Origin of the sequence: Desemzia sp. FAM 23990, from assembly GCF_045528485.1 — a bacterium.
Lineage (GTDB): Bacteria > Bacillota > Bacilli > Lactobacillales > Carnobacteriaceae > Desemzia.
The window spans coordinates 19,299-41,144 of the sequence record NZ_JBGQQW010000002.1 but is presented as its reverse complement, the minus strand read 5'-3'; the positions used below and the strand labels follow the sequence as shown (position 1 = coordinate 41,144).

General features: G+C 38.8%; 35 protein-coding genes. 34 read left to right on the top strand and 1 reads right to left on the bottom strand.

Features of this window, described 5'->3' with window-relative positions; all coding sequences use genetic code 11:
* Positions 1-43: 43 nt before the first annotated feature.
* Entirely contained in the window at positions 44-805 is a 762-nt protein-coding gene (locus ACEN4I_RS01020; protein WP_407127493.1) for a prepilin peptidase, read from the bottom strand.
* A gap of 301 nt (positions 806-1,106) precedes the next feature.
* Between ACEN4I_RS01020 and rpsL the strand changes: the two genes are divergently transcribed.
* From rpsL to rplQ, 34 genes are all read left to right on the top strand, one after another.
* Positions 1,107-1,517: a 30S ribosomal protein S12 gene (gene rpsL, locus ACEN4I_RS01015; protein WP_407096002.1), complete on the top strand. Its 411-nt coding sequence runs from the start codon at positions 1,107-1,109 to the stop codon at positions 1,515-1,517.
* Between the two features lie 41 nt (positions 1,518-1,558).
* Positions 1,559-2,029: a 30S ribosomal protein S7 gene (gene rpsG, locus ACEN4I_RS01010; RefSeq protein ID WP_407096001.1), complete on the top strand. Its 471-nt coding sequence runs from the start codon at positions 1,559-1,561 to the stop codon at positions 2,027-2,029.
* 90 nt (positions 2,030-2,119) lie between these two features.
* Positions 2,120-4,210 carry an elongation factor G gene (gene fusA, locus ACEN4I_RS01005; protein WP_407096000.1) on the top strand — a complete coding sequence of 697 codons (2,091 nt, stop codon included), beginning with the start codon at positions 2,120-2,122 and terminating at the stop codon, positions 4,208-4,210.
* 171 nt (positions 4,211-4,381) lie between these two features.
* Positions 4,382-5,569 carry an elongation factor Tu gene (gene tuf / locus ACEN4I_RS01000; RefSeq protein WP_407095999.1) on the top strand — a complete coding sequence of 396 codons (1,188 nt, stop codon included), beginning with the start codon at positions 4,382-4,384 and terminating at the stop codon, positions 5,567-5,569.
* Between the two features lie 687 nt (positions 5,570-6,256).
* A complete protein-coding gene (locus tag ACEN4I_RS00995) occupies positions 6,257-7,279 on the top strand; it encodes a branched-chain amino acid aminotransferase (protein ID WP_407102810.1) in 1,023 nt (340 codons plus the stop codon).
* Positions 7,280-7,719: 440 nt separating this feature from the next.
* On the top strand, positions 7,720-8,028 hold the full coding sequence (gene rpsJ / locus ACEN4I_RS00990; protein ID WP_143084253.1) for a 30S ribosomal protein S10: 309 nt from the start codon (positions 7,720-7,722) through the stop codon (positions 8,026-8,028).
* A gap of 30 nt (positions 8,029-8,058) precedes the next feature.
* Positions 8,059-8,691 carry a 50S ribosomal protein L3 gene (gene rplC, locus ACEN4I_RS00985; protein ID WP_407095997.1) on the top strand — a complete coding sequence of 211 codons (633 nt, stop codon included), beginning with the start codon at positions 8,059-8,061 and terminating at the stop codon, positions 8,689-8,691.
* A 26-nt stretch (positions 8,692-8,717) separates the two neighbouring features.
* A complete protein-coding gene (gene rplD / locus ACEN4I_RS00980) occupies positions 8,718-9,341 on the top strand; it encodes a 50S ribosomal protein L4 (protein WP_407095996.1) in 624 nt (207 codons plus the stop codon).
* Positions 9,341-9,628, top strand: coding sequence for a 50S ribosomal protein L23 (rplW, locus tag ACEN4I_RS00975; RefSeq protein WP_407095995.1), 288 nt, complete (start codon positions 9,341-9,343; stop codon positions 9,626-9,628). The genes rplD and rplW overlap by 1 nt, the downstream gene beginning before the upstream one ends.
* A gap of 31 nt (positions 9,629-9,659) precedes the next feature.
* Complete coding sequence (gene rplB, locus ACEN4I_RS00970) at positions 9,660-10,493, top strand: 50S ribosomal protein L2 (protein ID WP_407095994.1); 834 nt, start codon at positions 9,660-9,662, stop codon at positions 10,491-10,493.
* A gap of 52 nt (positions 10,494-10,545) precedes the next feature.
* A complete protein-coding gene (gene rpsS / locus ACEN4I_RS00965) occupies positions 10,546-10,824 on the top strand; it encodes a 30S ribosomal protein S19 (RefSeq protein WP_079650878.1) in 279 nt (92 codons plus the stop codon).
* Between the two features lie 21 nt (positions 10,825-10,845).
* Positions 10,846-11,202, top strand: coding sequence for a 50S ribosomal protein L22 (rplV, locus tag ACEN4I_RS00960; RefSeq protein ID WP_204212098.1), 357 nt, complete (start codon positions 10,846-10,848; stop codon positions 11,200-11,202).
* Positions 11,203-11,205: 3 nt separating this feature from the next.
* Entirely contained in the window at positions 11,206-11,862 is a 657-nt protein-coding gene (gene rpsC / locus ACEN4I_RS00955) for a 30S ribosomal protein S3 (protein WP_407095993.1), read from the top strand.
* 1 nt (position 11,863) lies between these two features.
* Entirely contained in the window at positions 11,864-12,298 is a 435-nt protein-coding gene (rplP, locus tag ACEN4I_RS00950) for a 50S ribosomal protein L16 (protein ID WP_204212096.1), read from the top strand.
* On the top strand, positions 12,288-12,482 hold the full coding sequence (gene rpmC, locus ACEN4I_RS00945) for a 50S ribosomal protein L29 (protein WP_092480908.1): 195 nt from the start codon (positions 12,288-12,290) through the stop codon (positions 12,480-12,482). Before rplP ends, rpmC begins: the two co-directional genes overlap by 11 nt.
* A 32-nt stretch (positions 12,483-12,514) precedes the next feature.
* On the top strand, positions 12,515-12,781 hold the full coding sequence (gene rpsQ / locus ACEN4I_RS00940; RefSeq protein WP_407102809.1) for a 30S ribosomal protein S17: 267 nt from the start codon (positions 12,515-12,517) through the stop codon (positions 12,779-12,781).
* Positions 12,782-12,837: 56 nt separating this feature from the next.
* Positions 12,838-13,206, top strand: a complete 369-nt coding sequence (gene rplN / locus ACEN4I_RS00935; protein ID WP_407095991.1) for a 50S ribosomal protein L14 — start codon at positions 12,838-12,840, stop codon at positions 13,204-13,206.
* 35 nt (positions 13,207-13,241) lie between these two features.
* Positions 13,242-13,550: a 50S ribosomal protein L24 gene (rplX, locus tag ACEN4I_RS00930; protein ID WP_407095990.1), complete on the top strand. Its 309-nt coding sequence runs from the start codon at positions 13,242-13,244 to the stop codon at positions 13,548-13,550.
* 27 nt (positions 13,551-13,577) lie between these two features.
* On the top strand, positions 13,578-14,117 hold the full coding sequence (gene rplE, locus ACEN4I_RS00925) for a 50S ribosomal protein L5 (protein WP_407095989.1): 540 nt from the start codon (positions 13,578-13,580) through the stop codon (positions 14,115-14,117).
* A 17-nt stretch (positions 14,118-14,134) separates the two neighbouring features.
* Positions 14,135-14,320: a type Z 30S ribosomal protein S14 gene (locus tag ACEN4I_RS00920; protein ID WP_092480913.1), complete on the top strand. Its 186-nt coding sequence runs from the start codon at positions 14,135-14,137 to the stop codon at positions 14,318-14,320.
* Between the two features lie 32 nt (positions 14,321-14,352).
* Positions 14,353-14,751 carry a 30S ribosomal protein S8 gene (rpsH, locus tag ACEN4I_RS00915; RefSeq protein WP_407095988.1) on the top strand — a complete coding sequence of 133 codons (399 nt, stop codon included), beginning with the start codon at positions 14,353-14,355 and terminating at the stop codon, positions 14,749-14,751.
* A gap of 31 nt (positions 14,752-14,782) precedes the next feature.
* A complete protein-coding gene (rplF, locus tag ACEN4I_RS00910) occupies positions 14,783-15,319 on the top strand; it encodes a 50S ribosomal protein L6 (protein ID WP_407102808.1) in 537 nt (178 codons plus the stop codon).
* Between the two features lie 51 nt (positions 15,320-15,370).
* Positions 15,371-15,727, top strand: coding sequence for a 50S ribosomal protein L18 (gene rplR / locus ACEN4I_RS00905; protein ID WP_407095986.1), 357 nt, complete (start codon positions 15,371-15,373; stop codon positions 15,725-15,727).
* A 20-nt stretch (positions 15,728-15,747) separates the two neighbouring features.
* Positions 15,748-16,248 (top strand): 30S ribosomal protein S5, encoded by a 501-nt coding sequence (rpsE, locus tag ACEN4I_RS00900; protein ID WP_407095985.1) that lies wholly within the window; start codon positions 15,748-15,750, stop codon positions 16,246-16,248.
* Positions 16,249-16,265: 17 nt separating this feature from the next.
* On the top strand, positions 16,266-16,445 hold the full coding sequence (gene rpmD, locus ACEN4I_RS00895) for a 50S ribosomal protein L30 (RefSeq protein WP_092480918.1): 180 nt from the start codon (positions 16,266-16,268) through the stop codon (positions 16,443-16,445).
* 42 nt (positions 16,446-16,487) lie between these two features.
* Complete coding sequence (gene rplO, locus ACEN4I_RS00890) at positions 16,488-16,928, top strand: 50S ribosomal protein L15 (RefSeq protein WP_407095984.1); 441 nt, start codon at positions 16,488-16,490, stop codon at positions 16,926-16,928.
* Positions 16,928-18,220: a preprotein translocase subunit SecY gene (gene secY / locus ACEN4I_RS00885; protein WP_407102807.1), complete on the top strand. Its 1,293-nt coding sequence runs from the start codon at positions 16,928-16,930 to the stop codon at positions 18,218-18,220. The genes rplO and secY overlap by 1 nt, the downstream gene beginning before the upstream one ends.
* A 58-nt stretch (positions 18,221-18,278) precedes the next feature.
* Positions 18,279-18,932, top strand: a complete 654-nt coding sequence (locus tag ACEN4I_RS00880; protein ID WP_407095982.1) for an adenylate kinase — start codon at positions 18,279-18,281, stop codon at positions 18,930-18,932.
* Between the two features lie 268 nt (positions 18,933-19,200).
* Positions 19,201-19,419, top strand: coding sequence for a translation initiation factor IF-1 (gene infA / locus ACEN4I_RS00875; RefSeq protein WP_092480922.1), 219 nt, complete (start codon positions 19,201-19,203; stop codon positions 19,417-19,419).
* A gap of 34 nt (positions 19,420-19,453) precedes the next feature.
* Positions 19,454-19,567 (top strand): 50S ribosomal protein L36, encoded by a 114-nt coding sequence (gene rpmJ / locus ACEN4I_RS00870; RefSeq protein WP_034299928.1) that lies wholly within the window; start codon positions 19,454-19,456, stop codon positions 19,565-19,567.
* Between the two features lie 24 nt (positions 19,568-19,591).
* Entirely contained in the window at positions 19,592-19,957 is a 366-nt protein-coding gene (gene rpsM, locus ACEN4I_RS00865) for a 30S ribosomal protein S13 (protein WP_407095981.1), read from the top strand.
* Between the two features lie 25 nt (positions 19,958-19,982).
* Positions 19,983-20,369: a 30S ribosomal protein S11 gene (rpsK, locus tag ACEN4I_RS00860; protein WP_407095980.1), complete on the top strand. Its 387-nt coding sequence runs from the start codon at positions 19,983-19,985 to the stop codon at positions 20,367-20,369.
* 76 nt (positions 20,370-20,445) lie between these two features.
* A complete protein-coding gene (locus ACEN4I_RS00855) occupies positions 20,446-21,390 on the top strand; it encodes a DNA-directed RNA polymerase subunit alpha (RefSeq protein WP_204212082.1) in 945 nt (314 codons plus the stop codon).
* A gap of 30 nt (positions 21,391-21,420) precedes the next feature.
* On the top strand, positions 21,421-21,801 hold the full coding sequence (rplQ, locus tag ACEN4I_RS00850) for a 50S ribosomal protein L17 (protein ID WP_407095979.1): 381 nt from the start codon (positions 21,421-21,423) through the stop codon (positions 21,799-21,801).
* Positions 21,802-21,846: the final 45 nt, after the last annotated feature.

The window sequence follows — 21,846 nt, the reverse complement described above, 5'->3', positions numbered from 1 at the left end:
CAGTGGTAAAGCCGTACTCTTTCTATTATACCGTTTCGCATCGTTAAAAAAGGAAATACGAATTTAAATAGGTAAAAAACAAAGGGCTGATGAGGCAACTTATATATGCTCCCAGAAAAATAAAGGGAGCAAAAGGGATTGGGTGGTTTCGGTTGTGCTTTTTAATGAAACGCATTGGTAAATAGAAAGTACATGCTATACTGCAAGCCAACAATAATGCTAGCGCGGTGGTTTGATAGCCTAAAAGAAATCCAAGAATTCCGTAGTACTTTACATCTCCACCACCAATGCCGTATGGAAAGATAAGGAAAAATAAGTAGAAAACAGAAAAAAAGCCTATGCCGCATATTAAATAAGAAAAAAAGATATCTGGACGGGCAAATAATTGATACAAAAAAACGAATATAAAAAACAGCAACATGATTTTGTCTGGGAGGATTTGGGTGGTTAAATCAGAAATGGAAAAAACTATTCCAAAAGAAAGCACTAAAAACAAATTGGTGAACGTTGGCCAATTAGGCTGCGCCCAAAGAAAACCAATCACCAGCAAACAAGCCGTAGTGAGTTCCGCTAAAGGGTAGAGTAAAGCTATTGGATGGTTGCAGTGACGGCACTTTCCTTTTTGAAACAAAATCGAAAAGAGTGGAACGAGTTCTTTTGAAGATAAGATATGGTGACAATAGGGACAACGGGATCTCGAACAGACAAAAGGTTGGTTAATAGGGGTCCTAAGACCGACAACTGTTAAAAAAGACCCCCAAATAAGACCGTAAATCATTAAGGGAAGAATAGTTAACAAGGGCATGAGCAATCTACCTTTCCAATTTCATTAGTTTCTATACTATACGCAAGAAAAAGTAAGTTCTGTTGAAAAGAAAAAAACAAAAAAAACGATTTTTTATTGACAGATTTTTTTTTACATGGTATTATTCATAAGGTGCTTTTGTACGCAGATTCCTGTAAATCAGTCGTTCTGACTGTTGCAAAGGCGTATAACCTCCATACCCAGAAGTTGCATGCTATGCAGCAATATTTTTTTAAAAATAAAAGAAACACCTGGATGTGTGGGATTAGATATTTAATAACCGGAAGGGAGGAAACAAAAAATGCCAACAATTAACCAATTGGTTCGTAAATCTCGTAAATCAAAAATCGAAAAATCTGAGTCTCCTGCTTTAAACAAAGGGTACAATAGTAAACAGAAAAAACAAACTATTGTAAATTCTCCACAAAAACGTGGTGTATGTACTCGTGTAGGTACTATGACTCCTAAAAAACCTAACTCTGCTTTACGTAAATATGCTCGTGTTCGTTTGTCTAACTTGATCGAAGTTACAGCATATATCCCGGGTGAAGGTCACAACTTACAAGAACATAGTGTTGTTCTTCTTCGTGGAGGCCGTGTGAAAGATTTACCAGGGGTACGTTACCACATCGTTCGTGGTGCTTTAGATACAGCAGGTGTTACTGATCGTAAACAAAGCCGTTCTAAATACGGTACTAAAAAGCCTAAATAAAAATTCTGATAAATATAAAATAGTCGAAAGGAGGAATTTAAATGCCTCGTAAAGGTCCTGTCGCAAAACGTGACGTGTTACCAGATCCAATTTACAATTCAAAATTAGTTACTCGTTTAATCAACCGTTTGATGGTTGATGGAAAACGTGGTAAAGCAGCAACTATTCTTTATAACGCATTTGATTCAATCAAAGAACAAACTGGAAATGATCCAATGGAAGTCTTTGAAGAAGCAATGAAAAATATCATGCCAGTTCTTGAAGTTAAAGCTCGCCGTGTTGGGGGTTCTAACTACCAAGTGCCAATCGAAGTTCGTCCAGAACGTCGTTCAGCGCTTGCTCTACGTTGGTTAGTAAGCTACTCTCGTTTACGCGGAGAAGATACTATGGATCTTCGTTTAGCTCGTGAAATCATGGATGCTGCTAACAACACTGGTTCAGCAGTTAAAAAACGTGAAGATACACATAAAATGGCAGAAGCGAATAAAGCATTCGCTCATTACCGTTGGTAAGATTCTGCTTTCTATATTCCAACGCCGGGATTTAGCAGCGTTGGAATATAATAGTTTTTAAAATTTACAAAAAAGAGGTGTATATTCAAGATGGCAAAAAGAGAATTTTCTTTAGAAAAAACTCGTAATATCGGAATCATGGCTCATATCGATGCTGGTAAAACAACAACGACTGAACGTATCCTTTATTACACTGGACGTATCCACAAAATTGGTGAAACTCATGAGGGAGCTTCACAAATGGACTGGATGGAACAGGAACAAGAACGTGGTATCACTATCACTTCTGCCGCAACAACAGCAGCTTGGGAGGGTCACCGTGTTAATATCATTGATACACCTGGACACGTGGACTTCACTGTTGAAGTTGAACGTTCATTACGTGTATTAGATGGTGCTGTTGCATTGCTAGATGCTCAATCAGGTGTTGAACCTCAAACTGAAACAGTTTGGCGTCAAGCAACAACTTACGGTGTTCCACGTATTGTATTTGTAAACAAAATGGATAAAACTGGAGCAGACTTCTTATATTCTGTAGGTACAATCCATGATCGTTTACAAGCCAATGCACATCCTATTCAATTGCCAATCGGAGCTGAAGATAACTTTACTGGTATTATCGATTTAGTAGAAATGAAAGCCTTCAATTATGCAAATGATTTAGGAACTGAAATTGAAGAAATCGAAATTCCTGAAGATAAAAAAGATGAAGCTGACGAATGGCGTACAAAATTGTTAGAAGCACTTGCTGAAACAGATGAAGAATTCATGATGAAATATCTTGAAGGTGAAGAATTCTCTGTAGAAGAAATCAAATCAGCTATCCGTAAAGCAACAGTTAAAGTAGAATTCTACCCTGTTCTTTGTGGAACGGCCTTTAAAAATAAAGGGGTTCAATTATTATTGAACGCTGTTATTGATTACCTTCCATCACCACTTGATGTTCCTCCAATCGAAGGACACTCAGTAGATGATCCAGATACAGTAATTGAACACCATGCTGATGACAACGAACCATTTGCTGCTCTTGCATTTAAAGTAGCAACTGACCCTTATGTTGGTCGTTTGACATTCTTCCGTGTTTACTCTGGTACTTTACAATCAGGTTCATACGTTATGAACGCTACAAAAGGTAAACGTGAACGTGTAGGTCGTATCTTACAAATGCACGCGAACTCACGTAGCGAGATTCCTGAAGTATTTTCTGGAGATATCGCTGCTGCAGTTGGGTTGAAAGACACAACTACAGGAGATACTTTATCAGATGAAAAAGAACAAGTTATTTTAGAGTCTATGGACTTCCCAGAACCAGTTATCCAAGTTGCTATTGAACCAAAATCAAAAGCAGACCAAGATAAAATGGGTGTCGCTCTTCAAAAATTAGCTGAAGAAGATCCAACATTCCGTGCTGAAACTGACCACGAAACTGGCGAAACTATTATCGCCGGTATGGGTGAGTTGCACTTAGACATCATCGTTGACCGTATGAGACGTGAATTTAACGTTGAAGCAACTGTAGGAGCTCCTCAAGTTTCTTACCGTGAAACATTTACTAAAGCTACTGAAGCTGAAGGTAAGTTTGTACGTCAATCAGGTGGTAAAGGTCAATACGGACATGTTTGGGTTGAATTCTCACCTAATGAAGAAGGTGGCGGATTTGAATTTGAAGATGCTATCGTTGGGGGATCTGTTCCACGTGAATACATTCCTGCAGTTAAAGCTGGTTTAGAGTCTTCTCTAGAAGGCGGAGTTCTTGCTGGATATCCATTGGTGGATGTTAAAGCGAAACTTTACGATGGATCTTATCATGATGTTGACTCGAATGAAACGGCCTTTAAAGTTGCTGCTTCACTAGCATTGAAAAATGCTGCGAAAAAAGCCGGCCCTGTTATCTTAGAGCCAATGATGGAAGTTGATGTTACAATTCCAGAAGATTACCTAGGTGATGTAATGGGACACATCAGTGCTCGTCGTGGACGCATCGAAGGAAGCGAAGTACGTGGAAACACTACTATCGTTAAAGGAATCGTTCCTCTTTCTGAAATGTTCGGATACGCTACAGCATTGCGTTCATCAACACAAGGTCGCGGTACTTTTACAATGCAATTTGATCATTATGAAGCTGTACCAAAATCTATCTCTGAAGAAATCATCAAGAAAAATGGTGTTTCAGCTGACTAATCATTGATTTCAGCCGAAAACTGTTAAGTATTGCTTTTCTTTCAAAAAATCGTTATAATTTTTACTAAAGAATTGGGTTAGTCTGTTGTTGGTCTAAGTGTCACCACTGGGCCAATATAGACGACTTGATTCAAAAAATAGCAACTCAATTATGAGGAGGAAATTAACAAAATGGCAAAAGAAAAATTCGAACGTACAAAACCACATGCTAATATTGGTACAATTGGACACGTTGACCACGGTAAAACAACTTTAACTGCTGCAATTACTACAGTTTTAGCTAAAAAAGGTTTTGCAAGTACTGCAACTGACTACGCTTCAATCGATGGAGCTCCAGAAGAACGCGAACGTGGAATCACAATCAACACTTCTCACGTTGAATATGAAACTGCAGCTCGTCACTATGCTCACGTTGACTGCCCAGGTCACGCGGACTACGTTAAAAACATGATCACTGGTGCTGCTCAAATGGATGGAGCTATCTTAGTAGTTTCTGCTGCTGATGGCCCAATGCCACAAACTCGCGAACACATCCTATTGTCTCGCCAAGTTGGTGTTCCATACATCGTTGTTTTCTTAAACAAAGTTGATATGGTTGATGACGAAGAATTATTAGAATTAGTTGAAATGGAAGTTCGTGACTTATTATCAGAATACGAATTCCCAGGTGATGACACTCCAGTTATCGCTGGTTCAGCTCTTAAAGCTCTTGAAGGCGTAGCTGAATACGAAGATAAAATCATGGAATTGATGGATGCTGTTGACTCTTACATTCCAAACCCAGAACGCGACACTGACAAACCATTCATGATGCCAGTTGAGGACGTATTCTCAATCACTGGACGTGGTACTGTTGCTACAGGCCGTGTTGAAGCTGGACAAGTTAAAGTCGGAGACGAAGTTGAAATCATCGGTTTACACGATACAGTTAAATCAACTGTTACTGGTGTTGAAATGTTCCGTAAATTATTGGATTACGCTGAAGCTGGAGATAACATCGGTGCTTTATTACGTGGGGTTTCTCGTGAAGACATCCAACGTGGTCAAGTATTAGCTAAACCAGGTTCAATTACTCCACACACAAAATTTACAGGCGAAGTTTATATCTTATCTAAAGAAGAAGGTGGACGTCACACTCCATTCTTCGGTAACTACCGCCCACAATTTTACTTCCGTACAACTGACGTAACTGGTGTTATCGAGTTGCCAGAAGGTACTGAAATGGTTATGCCTGGAGATAACGTTACAATCAACGTTGAATTAATCGCTCCTATCGCTTTAGACCAAGGTACTAAATTCACTATCCGTGAAGGTGGACGTACTGTTGGAGCTGGCGTTGTTGCTTCAATCGAAGCTTAATCAACCTAGTTTAAACTTTAATTAAAACCTTTAAAGAAGCTTTCCTTTCATTAGGAAGGCTTCTTTTTTGCTTCTACCACTATTATGGCTCTTCATCTTCTAACGTTGGTAAAGAAATTTCCTCCGGCCTATGGGGTTGCTTATGGAAAGCCATGGGAACGCCTTGGTGCTGAAAACTACATCTCAAGGCTTGCAAGCGTTGCTGAAGCCGTTGGAGCGATAGCGACGTACGGATATAGTATGCGTAGCGTAGCGGAGAACAAACTTAGCGTAACGGCTAAAGCCTAACGCTAAGTAATTGCCATGATTGTTGCTGCTTCAGCAGCTTACAAGCATGGTACACTTGGGCGTACGCCCACAGTGTTTCCTTTTTTTGCGTCCTTTCCATGGCTATAAGCAACCCCATATTCCTCCAGAAATTTCTAGAACTGAGTTTCTAATAGAGTTAGAATTAAAAAGAAGTGTATTTTCTACTCACCAACGTTAAATATTGTAGAACAACTATTATAGGAGAACGCGTCAGTTCTAAAAGTTGTTTGATGAATTAAAAATTACTCGTTTGCAAAAGTGAGAGTAAAAGAAGTTTCTTTTCAAAAGAGAAACTTCTTTATTTGTTTATATGAAAAAATAGCCATTTCTTTCATTCTTGTGATACACTAAATAACAAATTCAAGTGGGGTGAGAATTATGGGAAAAGAAGTATCGATCGATTGGAACAATTTAGGGTTTAATTATATTAAAACGGACTTGCGCTACTTGTCCTATTGGAAAGATGGCAGTTGGGACGAAGGAACGCTTACCGAAGACAATCAAGTACATATTAGTGAGGGCTCGACAGCACTCCATTATGGGCAAGCTTGTTTTGAAGGATTAAAAGCTTACCGAACAAAAGATGGGGATATTAATTTGTTCAGACCAGATCAAAATGCAGAACGTATGCAACGAAGCTGTCGCCGTTTGTTAATGCCTGAAGTTTCAACAGAGATTTTTATAGATGCTGTAAAACAGGTGGTGAAGGCAAACGAGCATTTCTTGCCGCCGTATGGCACAGGAGGAACCTTGTATCTTCGCCCTTATATCATTGGTGTGGGAGACAATATAGGAGTGAAGCCGGCTGCAGAGTATATTTTTTCTGTTTTTTGTATGCCGGTTGGTCCGTATTTCAAAGGCGGGCTTACACCGACAAACTTTTTAGTTTCTCAATACGATAGAGCCGCAGGACGAGGTACAGGCGCAGCGAAAGTCGGCGGAAATTATGCCGGAAGTCTGCTTCCTGGAGCAGAAGCCCATAAACGAGCATTTAGTGATGCGATTTATTTAGATCCTATTACGCATACAAAAATAGAAGAAGTTGGGGCCGCTAATTTCTTTGGTATTACAAAAGACGATAAATTCATCACACCTGAATCTCCGTCTATTTTACCTAGTATTACAAAATATTCCTTGCTTTATCTAGCTGAGAAACGTTTAGGATTAGAAGTTGTCCAAGGCGATGTCTACATTGATCAGTTGGATCAGTTCAAAGAAGCAGGAGCTTGTGGTACAGCAGCTGTGATTTCTCCGATCGGCGGAATTCAAAATGGGGATGACTTCCATGTTTTCTATAGTGAAACAGAAGTTGGACCGGTAACGGAAAAATTGTATGACGAACTGATCGGGATTCAATTTGGCGATGTAGCAGCTCCTGAAAATTGGATAGTGAAAGTCTGAGAGAAGCAGAAACAAAACAGTGGATAAAAAAATTTAAAAAAGAAGTTTTACTAGACAAATAATTTGAACTAAGCTACTATCTTAATCATTGCAGATGATAAGAAGTAGCTTTTTTCATCATTTAGAAGACTGATAATGGACAAGATCAATCTCGCAAATGGTAAAACCGTTAATAGTGGATGAAATGTGAAGAAAAAAGCCGACTTATTTTTAAAAAAGTTGAAAAAACCGCGAAAAACACTTGATTTGATAATGTATATTGGTTATACTATTTAAGGTGCTGATTTAAAAGAGAGAAGCACAGACCCCGATTTCATTTGGAATCGATGGCTAAGAAACGGGAGGTTGCGATACACCCGGCCGCTTTGCCACGGCGAGTGTGTCGGAAATTTTCGTGGAGCAATGTCTACTTTATAAGAATAGGCGAAGGAGGGAAAATTATGGCAAAACAAAAAATCCGTATCCGTTTGAAAGCATACGAACACCGTATCTTGGATCAATCAGCGGACAAAATTGTAGAAACAGCAAAGAGAACTGGTGCTAGCGTGTCTGGTCCAATTCCATTACCAACTGAGAGAAGTGTGTACACTGTGATTCGTGCGACTCACAAATACAAAGACTCTCGTGAACAATTTGAAATGCGCACTCACAAACGTGTGATTGATATTGTTAACCCAACACCAAAAACTGTTGATGCTTTAACAAAATTAGATCTACCATCAGGCGTAGATATCGAAATTAAATTATAATCAAACTAAAAAAATAATGGAGGTGTACTCATGACCAAAGGAATCTTAGGAAAAAAAGTAGGAATGACACAAGTCTTTACTGAAGCTGGGGAATTAATTCCTGTAACAGTAATCGAAGCTACTCCAAACGTTGTTTTACAACTTAAAACAATGGAAAACGATGGCTACGAAGCAGTTCAACTTGGTTACCAAGACAAACGTGAAGTATTGTCTAACAAACCTGCTAAAGGTCATGTAGCAAAAGCAAATGCTACTCCTAAGCGCTTCATTCGTGAATTTGACGGTGTTGAGCTAGGGGAATACGAAGTAGGAAAAGAAATTAAAGTTGATATGTTCGCAGCTGGAGACATCGTTGATGTCACGGGGACAACTAAAGGTAAAGGTTTCCAAGGTGTTATCAAACGCCATGGCCAATCTCGTGGACCAATGTCTCACGGATCTCGTTACCACCGTCGTCCTGGTTCAATGGGTCCCGTTGATCCTAATCGCGTATTCAAACGTAAATTATTGCCAGGTCGTATGGGCGGAAACCGCGTAACAATTCAAAATCTTGAAATCGTACGTGTTGACGTTGAAAGAAACGTTATCTTAATTAAAGGTAATGTACCTGGAGCTAAAAAATCCTTAATCCAAATTAGAACTGCTCTTAAAGCAGTTAAATAAAGATCGAAGAAAGGAGGAGCAAAGGAATGGCAAAATTAGTCTTATTTAAACAAGACGGTTCTCAAAATGGCGAAGTTACTTTAAACGATGCTGTTTTCGGAATTGAACCAAATGAAAATGTTGTTTTTGATGCAATCATCATGCAACGTGCTTCATTAAGACAAGGAACACACAAAGTAAAAAACCGTAGTGCAGTAAGAGGCGGTGGCCGTAAACCATGGAGACAAAAAGGTACTGGACGTGCTCGTCAAGGATCTATCCGTTCACCACAATGGCGTGGCGGTGGTGTAGTCTTTGGACCGACACCTCGTTCATACAGCTACAAACTTCCTAAAAAAGTTCGTCGTTTAGCAATCAGATCTGTTCTTTCTTCTAAAGTAGCTGAAGGAAACATGATCGTTGTAGATGCATTGAACTTTGATGCACCAAAAACGAAAGAATTTGCACAAGTGTTAAACAATTTAAACGTTGATACAAAAGTGTTAGTTGTTGTAGAAAACGGAAATGATTTCACAACATTATCAGCTCGTAACCTTCCAGGAGTAACAGTAGTAGCTCCAGATAACGTTACAGTTTTAGATGTTGTATCTCATAACAAATTGATCTTAACGCAAACTGCTCTAACTCAAGTAGAGGAGGCTCTTCAATAATGGAAGCACGCGAAGTTATCTTGCGCCCTATGATTACTGAAAAAGCTATGCTTGCTGAAGACAGCAAAAAATATACTTTTGAAGTAGACGTTCGCGCAAACAAAACTCATATCAAACAAGCAATTGAAGAAATCTTTGGCGTTAAAGTTAAAAACGTGAATGTTATGAACGTACGTGGAAAATTAAAACGTATGGGAAGATATTCTGGTTACACTAAAAAACGTCGTAAAGCAGTTGTTACATTAACAGCTGATTCAAAAGAAATCGAATTTTTCGAAGCTGAATAATTCAAAATATCACTTATAGGAGGGAAAACACGTGGCGATTAAAAAGTACAAACCTACCACTAACGGCCGTCGTAATATGACTGGTTCTGATTTCGCTGAAATCACTTCAACAACGCCTGAAAAGACTTTGTTAGAACCAAACAAAAGAAAAGCTGGCCGTAACAACAATGGTAAAATTACAGTACGTCACCAAGGTGGCGGGCACAAACGTAGTTACCGTATTATCGACTTCAAACGTAACAAAGACGATGTTGTCGGTATCGTAAAAACTGTTGAATATGATCCAAACCGTTCAGCAAACATTGCACTAATCCATTATGTAGATGGAATCAAAACTTACATTCTTGCACCAAAAGGAATTGAAATTGGTCAACATATTCTTTCAGGAGAAAATGCTGATATTAAAGTGGGTAATACTTTACCCCTATCAAACATTCCAGTTGGTACTGTTGTTCACAACATCGAATTGAAACCTGGTAAAGGTGGACAATTGGTTCGTTCAGCAGGAACAAGCGCACAAGTTTTAGGTAAAGAAGGAAAATACGTGTTAGTTCGTTTAGGATCAGGCGAAGTTCGTCAAATCTTAGCTACTTGCCGTGCTACAATCGGTGAAGTTGGTAATGAACAACATGAATTGATCAACATTGGTAAAGCTGGACGTTCACGTTGGATGGGTAAACGCCCAACTGTTCGTGGTTCTGTAATGAACCCTAACGATCACCCACACGGTGGTGGTGAAGGTAAAGCTCCAATCGGACATGCTGGTCCATTAACTCCATGGGGTAAACCTGCTCTTGGATTGAAAACACGTAACTCTAAAGCAAGATCTAACAAACGAATCGTACGTCGTCGTAAAACAAAATAAACCAGGCAAGTTGGATAACCAATTTGCTGCATAACTGGAAGGAGGTTCAACTATGGGTCGTAGTATTAAAAAGGGACCTTTTGTCGATGAACACTTAATGAAAAAAGTACAAGCAATGGACGCTAGCGAAAAGAAATCAGTTATTAAAACTTGGTCTCGTCGTTCTACAATTTTTCCAAACTTTGTAGGTCACACAATTGCTGTATATGATGGACGGAAGCATGTCCCAGTTTTTGTACAAGAAGACATGGTCGGACACAAATTAGGTGAATTTGCGCCAACAAGAACTTACCGCGGACACACTGCGGATGACAAAAAAACGAATCGTTAATTATTGAGGGGAGGATTACTCATGTCAGAACAAATTACAGCAGCTAAATCAACTGCAAAAACTGTTCGCATTACCGCTCGTAAGGTTCGTTTAGTTGTCGATCTTATTAGAGGTAAAAGTGTTGGTGAAGCAATTTCAATTTTGAAATTCACTCCTAGAGGAGCATCACCAGTAGTAGAGAAAGTTTTAAAATCTGCTATCGCTAATGCTGAACACAATTATGATTTAGATATTGAAAACTTGGTAGTAAGCGAAGCTTATGTTAACGAAGGACCAACGATGAAACGTTTCCGTCCTCGTGCAAAAGGATCAGCTTCACCAATCATGAAACGCACAAGCCACATTACAATCGTGGTATCAGAGAAAAAGGAGGGCTAATCTGTGGGTCAAAAAATTAATCCAAAAGGTATGCGTGTAGGAATTATTCGCGGCTGGGATTCTAAATGGTATGCAGAAAAAGAATTCGGCGACTACCTACATGAAGATATTGCAATTCGTGAATACATCTTTAAAAATCTTAGTGACGCTTCAATCTCATTAGTAGAAATTGAACGTGCTGCTAATCGTGTAAACATCTCTATTCACACTGCTAAACCAGGAATGGTTATTGGTAAAGGTGGATCTGAAGTAGATGCATTACGCAAAAAATTAAACGACTTAACAGGTAAACGAGTTCACATCAACATCGTTGAAATCAAAAGACCTGATTTAGACGCTAAATTAGTCGGTGAAGGAATTGCACGTCAACTTGAAAATCGTGTAGCTTTCCGCCGTGCTCAAAAACAAGCTATCCAACGCACAATGCGTGCTGGAGCTAAAGGAATCAAAACTCAAGTTTCTGGTCGTTTGAACGGTGCAGATATGGCTCGTACTGAGATCCATTCTGAAGGAACTGTTCCATTGCACACATTACGTGCAGATATCGATTACGCTTGGGAAGAAGCAGATACTACTTATGGTAAACTAGGTGTTAAAGTTTGGATTTACCGTGGAGAAGTTCTTCCTGCTAAAAAGAATGCAGAGAAAGGAGGGAAATAACATGTTAGTACCTAAACGTGTAAAATTCCGTCGTGAATTTAGAGGTAAAATGCGCGGTGAAGCTAAAGGTGGTAAAGAGATCGCTTATGGAGAATTCGGCTTACAAGCTGTAGAATCTCACTGGATCACTAACCGTCAAATTGAAGCTGCTCGTATTGCTATGACTCGTTACATGAAACGTGGTGGGAAAGTATGGATCAAAATTTTCCCTCATAAATCATACACATCAAAAGCAATCGGAGTTCGTATGGGATCTGGTAAAGGTGCTCCTGAAGGATGGGTTTCACCAGTTAAACGTGGAAAAATCATGTTTGAAGTTGGCGGCGTATCTGAAGAAGTAGCTCGTGAAGCATTACGTTTAGCATCACACAAATTACCGATCAAAACGAAATTTGTAAAACGTGAAGAAATTGGTGGTGAATCTAATGAAGGCTAATGAACTTAAAGAATTATCCACTTCAGAAATGATTGAAAAAGAAAAAGAATTTAAAGAAGAATTATTCAATCTAAGATTCCAATTGGCTACTGGCCAGTTAGAGAATACTTCAAGATTGAGCGAAGTTCGCAAATCTATCGCACGCATTAAAACAGCGTTGCGCCAAGCTGAATTACAAAAATAGTTGATCGAAACGAAAAAGGAGGTCGCTAACAAATGACTGAAGAACGTAATCAACGTAAAGTGTACCAAGGACACGTTGTTTCTGACAAAATGGACAAAACTATCGTTGTTCAAATTGATACTCAAAAACGCCACCCAGTATACGGCAAACGTATGAAATATTCTAAAAAATACAAAGCACATGATGAAAACAACAGTGCAAAATTAGGCGATATCGTTAAAATTATGGAAACTCGTCCATTATCAGCTACTAAACATTTCCGTTTAGTTGAAATCGTGGAAGAATCTATCATTATCTAAGCATAAAAACCTGATTTTAAAAATGAAGTTTCTAATTCCGAAAGGAGGATACGAAAGTGATCCAAGCAGAAAGTCGTTTGAAAGTAGCTGACAACTCTGGTGCACGTGAAGTACTTGCAATAAAAGTACTAGGTGGTTCAGGCCGTAAGACTGCTAACATTGGTGATGTTATTGTTTGTACTGTAAAACATGCAACACCAGGTGGCGTTGTCAAAAAAGGTGAAGTTGTTAAAGCTGTAATTGTACGTACCAAAACAGGAGCTCGTCGTGCAGACGGTTCTTATATTAAATTTGATGAAAATGCATGTGTCATTATCCGTGACGATAAGAGCCCAAGAGGAACTCGTATCTTTGGACCTGTTGCACGTGAATTACGTGACAACAGTTTCATGAAAATCGTTTCATTGGCTCCAGAAGTTCTTTAATACCCAACCATCCACGAAGGAGGTGCGAGATAAATATGTTTATTAAAACAGGAGATAAAGTTAAAGTTATCACTGGTAAAGATAAAGGCAAAGAAGGCGTAGTTAAAGCTGTATTTCCTAAGAAAAATCGCGTTACCGTTGAAGGTGTTAACATTATGAAAAAACACCAAAAACCATCAACATTTGAACCAAATGGCGGCATTCTAGAAATCGAAGCCCCAGTTGATGCTTCAAATGTTATGTTGATCGACGCTTCAACTGGCGAACCAACTCGCGTTGGCTACAAAGTTGAAGATGGTAAAAAAGTACGTGTATCTAAAAAAACCGGTGAAGTTTTAAACTAATAGATTAAGGAAGGAGGGACAAACTTCATGAACCGCCTTAAAGAAAAATATACTAAAGAAGTTACTCCAGCTATGATGGAGAAATTCAACTACTCATCAATCATGCAAACACCAAAAGTTGATAAAATCGTTATTAACATGGGTGTGGGTGATGCAGTATCAAACACTAAAAACTTAGACAAAGCAGTTAATGAATTGACAGTTATCGCTGGTCAAAAACCAGTAATTACAAAAGCTAAAAAATCAATCGCTGGCTTCCGTTTACGTGAAGGCATGCCTATTGGTACTAAAGTAACATTACGTGGAGACAGAATGTACGATTTCTTAGACAAATTGGTTTCTGTTTCACTTCCTCGTGTACGCGACTTCCGCGGCGTAAGCAATAAAGCTTTCGACGGACGTGGAAACTACACGTTAGGAATTAAAGAACAACTTATCTTCCCTGAAGTTGAATATGACATGGTTGATAAAGTTCGCGGAATGGACATCGTTATTGTAACTACTGCTAACACTGACGAAGAATCTCGTGAATTGTTAACGCAACTTGGAATGCCATTCCAAAAATAATATAGGAGGCGAAGATAGTGGCTAAAAAATCAATGATTGCTAAAAGTAAACGCCCTGCTAAATTCTCAACTCAAGAATACACTCGTTGTGAACGTTGTGGTCGTCCACATTCAGTTTACCGCAAATTCAAACTTTGCCGTATTTGCTTACGCGAACTAGCCTATAAAGGTGAAATTCCAGGTATGAAAAAAGCAAGCTGGTAAAACGAAACTCGCAAAAAGGAGGCTAAAAAATCATGGTCATGACTGATCCAATCGCAGATTTTCTAACACGTGTTCGTAACGCTAACTCAGCAAAACACGAATCATTAGAAGTACCTGCTTCAAAAGTTAAAAAAGAGATTGCTAACATTTTAAAACGTGAAGGTTTTGTAAAAAATGTTGAATTTGTTGAAGATGACAAACAAGGCGTTATCCGTGTTTTCTTAAAATATGGACAAGACAACGAACGTGTTATCACTGGATTGAAACGTATCTCTAAACCAGGTTTGCGTGTTTACGCTAAAGCTGGCGATGTACCTAAAGTTCTTAACGGACTAGGTATCGCGATCGTATCAACTTCAGAAGGTGTCGTTACAGACAAAGAAGCAAGAACAAAAAATATCGGTGGCGAAATACTCGCTTACGTTTGGTAATAAACAAGAAGAAATAAGGAGGTGCCCTGCTATGAGCCGTATTGGAAATAAAGTTATTACTATTCCTGCTGGAGTAGAAGTTACTCAAAACGGAAATGATGTTACTGTTAAAGGACCTAAAGGTGAATTGAACCTTGCAATCAGTCCTGTCATTACGATGACTGTTTCAGATAATGAAATTACTTTCACTCGTCCTGACGACAGCAAACCTAGCCGTACGATCCACGGTACTACACGCGCCCTTGTTAACAACATGGTCGTTGGAGTTACTGAAGGATTCGAAAAAACTTTAGATTTGATCGGGGTTGGATACCGTGCTCAATTACAAGGAACTAAACTTGTATTGAACGTTGGTCTTTCACATCCAGTTGAATTTGAAGCTAGAGAAGGTATTACTGTTGAAGTTCCTTCAAACACTAAGATTATTGTTAAAGGAATCAACAAAGAACATGTTGGAGAATTAGCAGCCAACATTCGTGGAGTACGTCCTCCTGAGCCTTATAAAGGTAAAGGTATTCGTTACACTGACGAATTCGTACGTCGTAAAGAAGGTAAAACAGGTAAATAATACTTACCTGGCTGCCTGATTGCTAGTAAATAAAATAAAGAGGTGACAATTGTGATTTCAAAACCAGACAAAAATAAACTACGTCTAAAAAGACATGGACGAGTACGCGCTAAAATTTCTGGTACTGCTGAGTGCCCACGTTTGAACGTTTTCCGCTCAAACAAGAATATCTACGCTCAAGTGATTGATGACGTAGCGGGTGTCACGCTCGCAAGTGCATCTACATTAGATAAAGAAGTTTCAGGCGAAACAAGAACAGAACAAGCTACAGCTGTTGGAGCATTAGTTGCTCAACGTGCTGCTGAAAAAGGTATTAAAGAAGTAGTCTTTGACCGTGGTGGATACCTATACCATGGCCGTGTACAAGCTTTAGCTGAAGCTGCTCGCGAAAATGGACTAGACTTTTAGGAAAAGGAGGAAAACCACACATGGTATACATCGATCCAAACACATTGGAATTAGAAGATCGTGTTGTTACAATCAACCGTGTAACTAAAGTAGTAAAAGGTGGACGTAACTTGCGTTTTGCTGCATTAGTTGTTGTCGGAGACAAAAATGGACACGTTGGCTTTGGTACAGGTAAAGCTAAAGAAGTACCTGAAGCTATTCGTAAAGCGATTGAAAGTGCTAAGAAAAATCTTATTGAAGTACCGAGAGATGGTTCAACTGTACCTCATGAAGTTATTGGACGTTACAGCGGTGGAAATGTTTTAATCAAACCTGCTATTGAAGGTTCTGGGGTTTCTGCTGGTGGTCCGGTTCGTGCCGTATTGGAACTAGCTGGTGTCGCTGACGTAACAAGTAAATCATTAGGTTCAAGCACTCCAATCAACATGGTTCGTGCGACAATCGACGGATTAACTCAATTAAAACGCGTTGAAGAAGTTGCAAGACTTCGCGGTAAAACTGTAGAAGAAATTATCGGATAAAAGGAGGACTATAAGAAATGGCTAATTTAGAAATTACTTTAAAACGTAGCGTTATCGGACGTCCTCAAAATCAACGTGATACAGTTAAAGCTTTAGGTCTTAAAAAGACTAACAGTACTGTAGTTAAACCTGCTAATGAAGCAATCAAAGGTATGGTTAACACAATTTCACATTTAGTGGACGTTAAAGAAGTTTAATGTAAACTTTGTAAGATTCAAATTGAAGGAGGTGCCCAAACAATGAAACTTCATGAATTAAAACCTGCAGAAGGTTCTCGTAAAGTTCGTAACCGTGTAGGACGCGGAACTTCTTCTGGTAACGGTAAAACATCAGGTCGTGGACAAAAAGGTCAAAAATCACGTTCAGGTGGTGGCGTACGTTTAGGATTCGAAGGTGGACAAACACCTTTATTCCGTACTTTACCAAAACGTGGTTTCACGAACATCAACCGCAAGGAATACGCTGTTGTAAATCTTGAAACTTTAAACCGTTTTGAAGATGGAACAGAAGTAACCCCTGCATTACTAGTTGAAACAGGAGTCATCAAAGACGAAAAATCTGGAATTAAAGTGCTAGGTAACGGATCAATTGAACGTAAATTGACTGTTAAAGCAAATAAATTCTCCCAAGCAGCTAAAGAAGCAATTGAAGCTGCTGGCGGTTCAGTTGAGGTGATTTAATGTTAAAGGTCCTAAAAGATGCATTTAAAGATAAGGACATCAGAGGAAGAATACTCTTCACTCTAGGAATCTTGATTCTCTTTCGTTTAGGAACCCATATTACGGTTCCTGGCGTTAATGCAAATGCATTGGGAGATTTATCTTCGTCTGGACTATTTAGCTTATTGAATACCTTTGGTGGTGGAGCACTTAGCAGCTATTCTATATTTGCGCTTGGTGTTTCTCCGTATATCACCGCTTCGATCGTTGTCCAATTAATGCAAATGGATATTATTCCAAAATTTGCAGAATGGGCTGATCAAGGTGAGGTTGGACGACGTAAATTGAATCAAGTGACTCGTTACTTGACGATCGGTTTAGCGTTTGTTCAAGCCGTGGGGATATCTTATGGGTTCAATGCCCTAACAAACTTGGGACTGGTTAATAATCCAACCGTTGCAACATATCTTTCCATTGCACTTATTCTTACTGCAGGAACAATGATGGTTTTATGGTTAGCTGAGCTCATAACTGTTAATGGTTTTGGGAACGGCACTTCAATGATCATCTTCTCAGGTATCATTGCCCGTGTTCCTTCAGACCTTTACAATTTTTACAATACTCAAATCAGAAATGCTGGAGACGAAATGACCAAAGCTATTCTGTTCTCAATTGCTATTGCTATCGGGTTCATCTTGATTGTGATCTTAGTTGTGTATATGGAAAATGCTAGACGCAAAATTCCTGTTCAGTATTCGAAACGTGTTTCGTCAAATGATCAAAGTGCTCACATTCCATTAAAAGTAAATTCAGCTGGAGTTATTCCGGTTATTTTTGCGAGTTCCTTTATTATGACTCCTCAAACCATTTTAGGTTTCTTTAGTCAAAATTCAGCGAATGAAACATGGTATCAAGTGCTTAATCAAGTTTTCAATTTGGAAGAACCAATAGGAGCTGTATTGTACACGTTATTGATCGTTGTCTTTACGTTCTTCTATGCTTTCATCCAAGTGAATCCGGAAAAAGTTTCTGAGAACTTGCAAAAACAGGGTGGTTATATCGCAAGTGTACGCCCCGGACAACCTACTCAAGATTATTTATCGAAAGTTCTTGCCCGTCTAAGTACATTAGGAGCACTATATTTAGGTATTATTTCTTTAATACCGATTCTTGCTTCTAATTTGTGGAATTTACCTTCATCCGTTGCTCTTGGAGGAACAAGCTTACTGATTGTTGTCGGTGTAGCTTTAGACTCAATGAGACAGCTGGAAGGACAAACTGTTAAAAGAAGTTATCGAGGCTTTATCCAATAAGAAGACTGTGTTGAGGAATTTCCTCAGCACTGATTCTTACATTTAAGGAGGAAAAATGATGAATCTCATTTTAATGGGGCTTCCTGGTGCAGGAAAAGGAACGCAAGCAGAACAAATTGTAGATGCTTATCAAATACCTCATATTTCAACGGGAGATATGTTCCGGGCTGCAGTTGAAAAACAAACCGAATTAGGAATCAAAGCAAAATCCTTTATGGATTCTGGTAACTTAGTTCCTGATGAAGTGACTAATGGAATTGTCAAAGAACGTTTGGCTGAATCCGATACGGACAACGGATTTCTTTTAGATGGTTTCCCTCGAACTTTGAATCAAGCGGAAGCGTTGGAAGAAATTACAAAAGGCTTAAATAAACCAATCGATGCTGTTTTTTACATTGAAGTGAACAAAGACATTTTAATGCAAAGACTTACTGGTCGTTTTATATGCAGCAATTGTGGAGCTACTTACCACAAACTGAATAAACCGACAAAAGTTGAAGGTACGTGTGATCGTTGCGGAGGACATGAGTTCTATCAAAGAGAAGACGACAAACCTGAAACAGTCGAGAATCGTATAAACGTAAACGTTGAATTAACAGAACCTCTTTTAAACTTCTATAAAGAGCGCGATGTTTTGTATACCGTAAACGGTGAAGATGATGTTAAAGATGTATTTAACTCAATCAAAGAAGTTATTGATAAAACCAAATAATCTCTTCATATAAAACAAAAAAACCATCTTGCTTTTTTCGTTCTTTAAAAAAGAAGAATCTTCACAATTGTTCACAGAAATTGATTTGTTCGTTTTTCAAAACCTTGTAGAAGAAAAGGGATTATGCTATAATATTAAAGGTATTGACTTTAAAATGCTTTTTTGTTGTGTTATAATCTATAAGTTAAGATGAAAACAGGTGAGGGCTTGTAATGCGCTCACTGTTTATCGCGTAATAGAAGCGAAAAAATTAAGGGAGGTACTAGGCGTGGCGAAAGACGATGTCATAGAAATTGAAGGTACAGTCGTTGAAACTTTGCCAAATGCAAGTTTTAAAGTTGAACTTGAAAATGGCCATATAGTATTGGCGCATGTTTCCGGAAAAATTCGCATGAATTACATTCGAATTTTACCAGGGGATAAAGTTACAGTTGAGTTATCTCCATATGATTTATCACGTGGACGTATAACTTACCGCTTTAAATAATTGCACTCCGTCACTAAAATAGGAGGGTTAGTTCATGAAAGTAAGACCATCAGTTAAAAAAATGTGTGATAAATGTAAAGTTATCCGTCGTAATGGTCGGGTAATGGTTATTTGTGAAAATCCAAAACATAAACAACGTCAAGGATAATAAAAATTAGGAGGTGTAATTGTAATGGCTCGTATTGCAGGTGTAGATATTCCACGTGACAAACGTGTAGTAATTTCTCTAACTTATATATATGGAATCGGTAAAAATACAGCTAGCGAGGTTTTAAAAGCAGCTGATGTATCAGAAGATATTCGTGTTCGTGATCTTAGCAATGATCAATTAGACGCTATCCGTGTGGAAGTGGATAAATTGAAAGTTGAAGGAGATTTACGTCGTGAAGTAAGCCAAAATATCAAACGTTTGATTGATATTGGTTCATACCGAGGCATGCGTCACCGTCGTGGATTACCAGTTCGTGGACAAAACACGAAAAATAATGCACGTACTCGTAAAGGCCCAGCTAAGGCAATTGCAGGTAAGAAAAAATAATTTAATTGTTAGGAGGTAAACCTTAATGGCAAGAAAAGTTCAACGCAAACGTCGTGTGAAAAAAAATATCGAGAGCGGAGTAGCTCATATCCGTTCTACATTTAACAACACTATTGTAATGATTACTGATACTCATGGTAACGCAATTTCATGGTCATCAGCTGGATCACTAGGTTTCCGCGGATCAAAAAAATCAACTCCATTTGCAGCTCAATTAGCAGCTGAAGCAGCAGCTAAAGTAAGTATGGAAAATGGAATGAAAACAGTCGAAGTTGCAGTTAAAGGTCCTGGTTCAGGTCGTGAAGCAGCAATTCGTTCTTTGCAAGCAACAGGTTTAGAAGTTACAGCAATTCGTGACGTAACTCCAATTCCTCATAATGGATGCCGCCCTCCAAAACGCCGTCGTGTTTAATTGAGAGCTGCTTCATTTTTTGTAGGTTTGCACTCGATAACATGAACTTAACGTTTTGAAAGGGGTAAATAGCAGAATGATCGAAATTGAAAAGCCAAGAATTGAAACGATTGAGATCAGCGATGATGCCAAGTTTGGTAAATTCGTTGTAGAGCCACTTGAACGTGGATATGGAACAACGTTGGGTAATTCCCTACGTCGTATTTTATTGTCTTCTCTTCCGGGAGCAGCTGTAACAAATATTCAAATTGACAGTGTTTTACATGAATTTTCTACTATTGACGGTGTTGTTGAGGATGTTACAGCAATCATCTTAAATATTAAAAAGTTGGCACTCAAATTATACTCTGAAGAGGACAAGACAATTGAAATCGATGTGAAAGGCCCTGCAGTGGTTACAGCAGCAGACATCATTTTTGATAGTGATGTTGAAATCTTGAACCCTGACTTGTATATCTGTACTGTAGCTGAAGGCGGACACTTCCATGTTCGTATGACAGCTAGAAAAGGTAGAGGTTACGCAAGAGCTGAACACAATAAAAAAGACGATATGCCTATCGGTGTATTGCCAGTCGATTCAATCTACACCCCAGTTAGTCGTGTGAACTATCAAGTTGAAAACACTCGAGTGGGTCAAAAAGACGCTTTTGACAAGTTAACACTTGATGTATGGACAGACGGTTCAATTAGCCCTGAAGAGGCAGTTAGTTTAGCCGCTCGAATTCTAACCGAACACTTGAATATCTTCGTAAATCTAACAGATGAAACACGTAAAGTGGAAATCATGGTGGAAAAAGAAGAGACTCAAAAAGAGAAAAAACTTGAAATGACAATAGAAGAACTTGATTTGTCTGTACGTTCATACAACTGTTTGAAACGTGCTGGAATCAACACTGTACAAGAGTTGACTGACAAATCAGAAGCTGAAATGATTAAGGTACGTAATCTTGGACGTAAATCACTTGAAGAAGTTAAATTCAAACTGAATGAACTTGAATTGGGATTACGCCACGAAGACTAGTAGTACTGTATCAAGGGAGGATAATATACAATGGGTTACCGTAAATTAGGACGTACAAGCTCTCAACGTAAAGCTATGTTGCGTGATTTAACTTCTGATCTAATCATTAACGAACGTATTGTGACTACTGAAGCTCGCGCTAAAGAAGTTCGCAAAACAACAGAAAAAATGATTACTTTAGGTAAAAAAGGCGATTTAGCTGCTCGTCGTCGTGCTGCTGCATTCGTTCGTAACGAAGTTGCAACAGTTAAAGAAGAAGAAGATGCAATCATCGTTGAATCAGCTTTACAAAAATTATTCGGGGACATTGCACCACGTTATGCTGAACGTCAAGGTGGATACACTCGTATTTTGAAAACTGAAAACCGTCGCGGTGATGGTGCACCAATGGTCGTTATTGAATTAGTATAATTCATTCAACCAGCACTTCATATTTCAGCCAGTTGTTGCAACAAT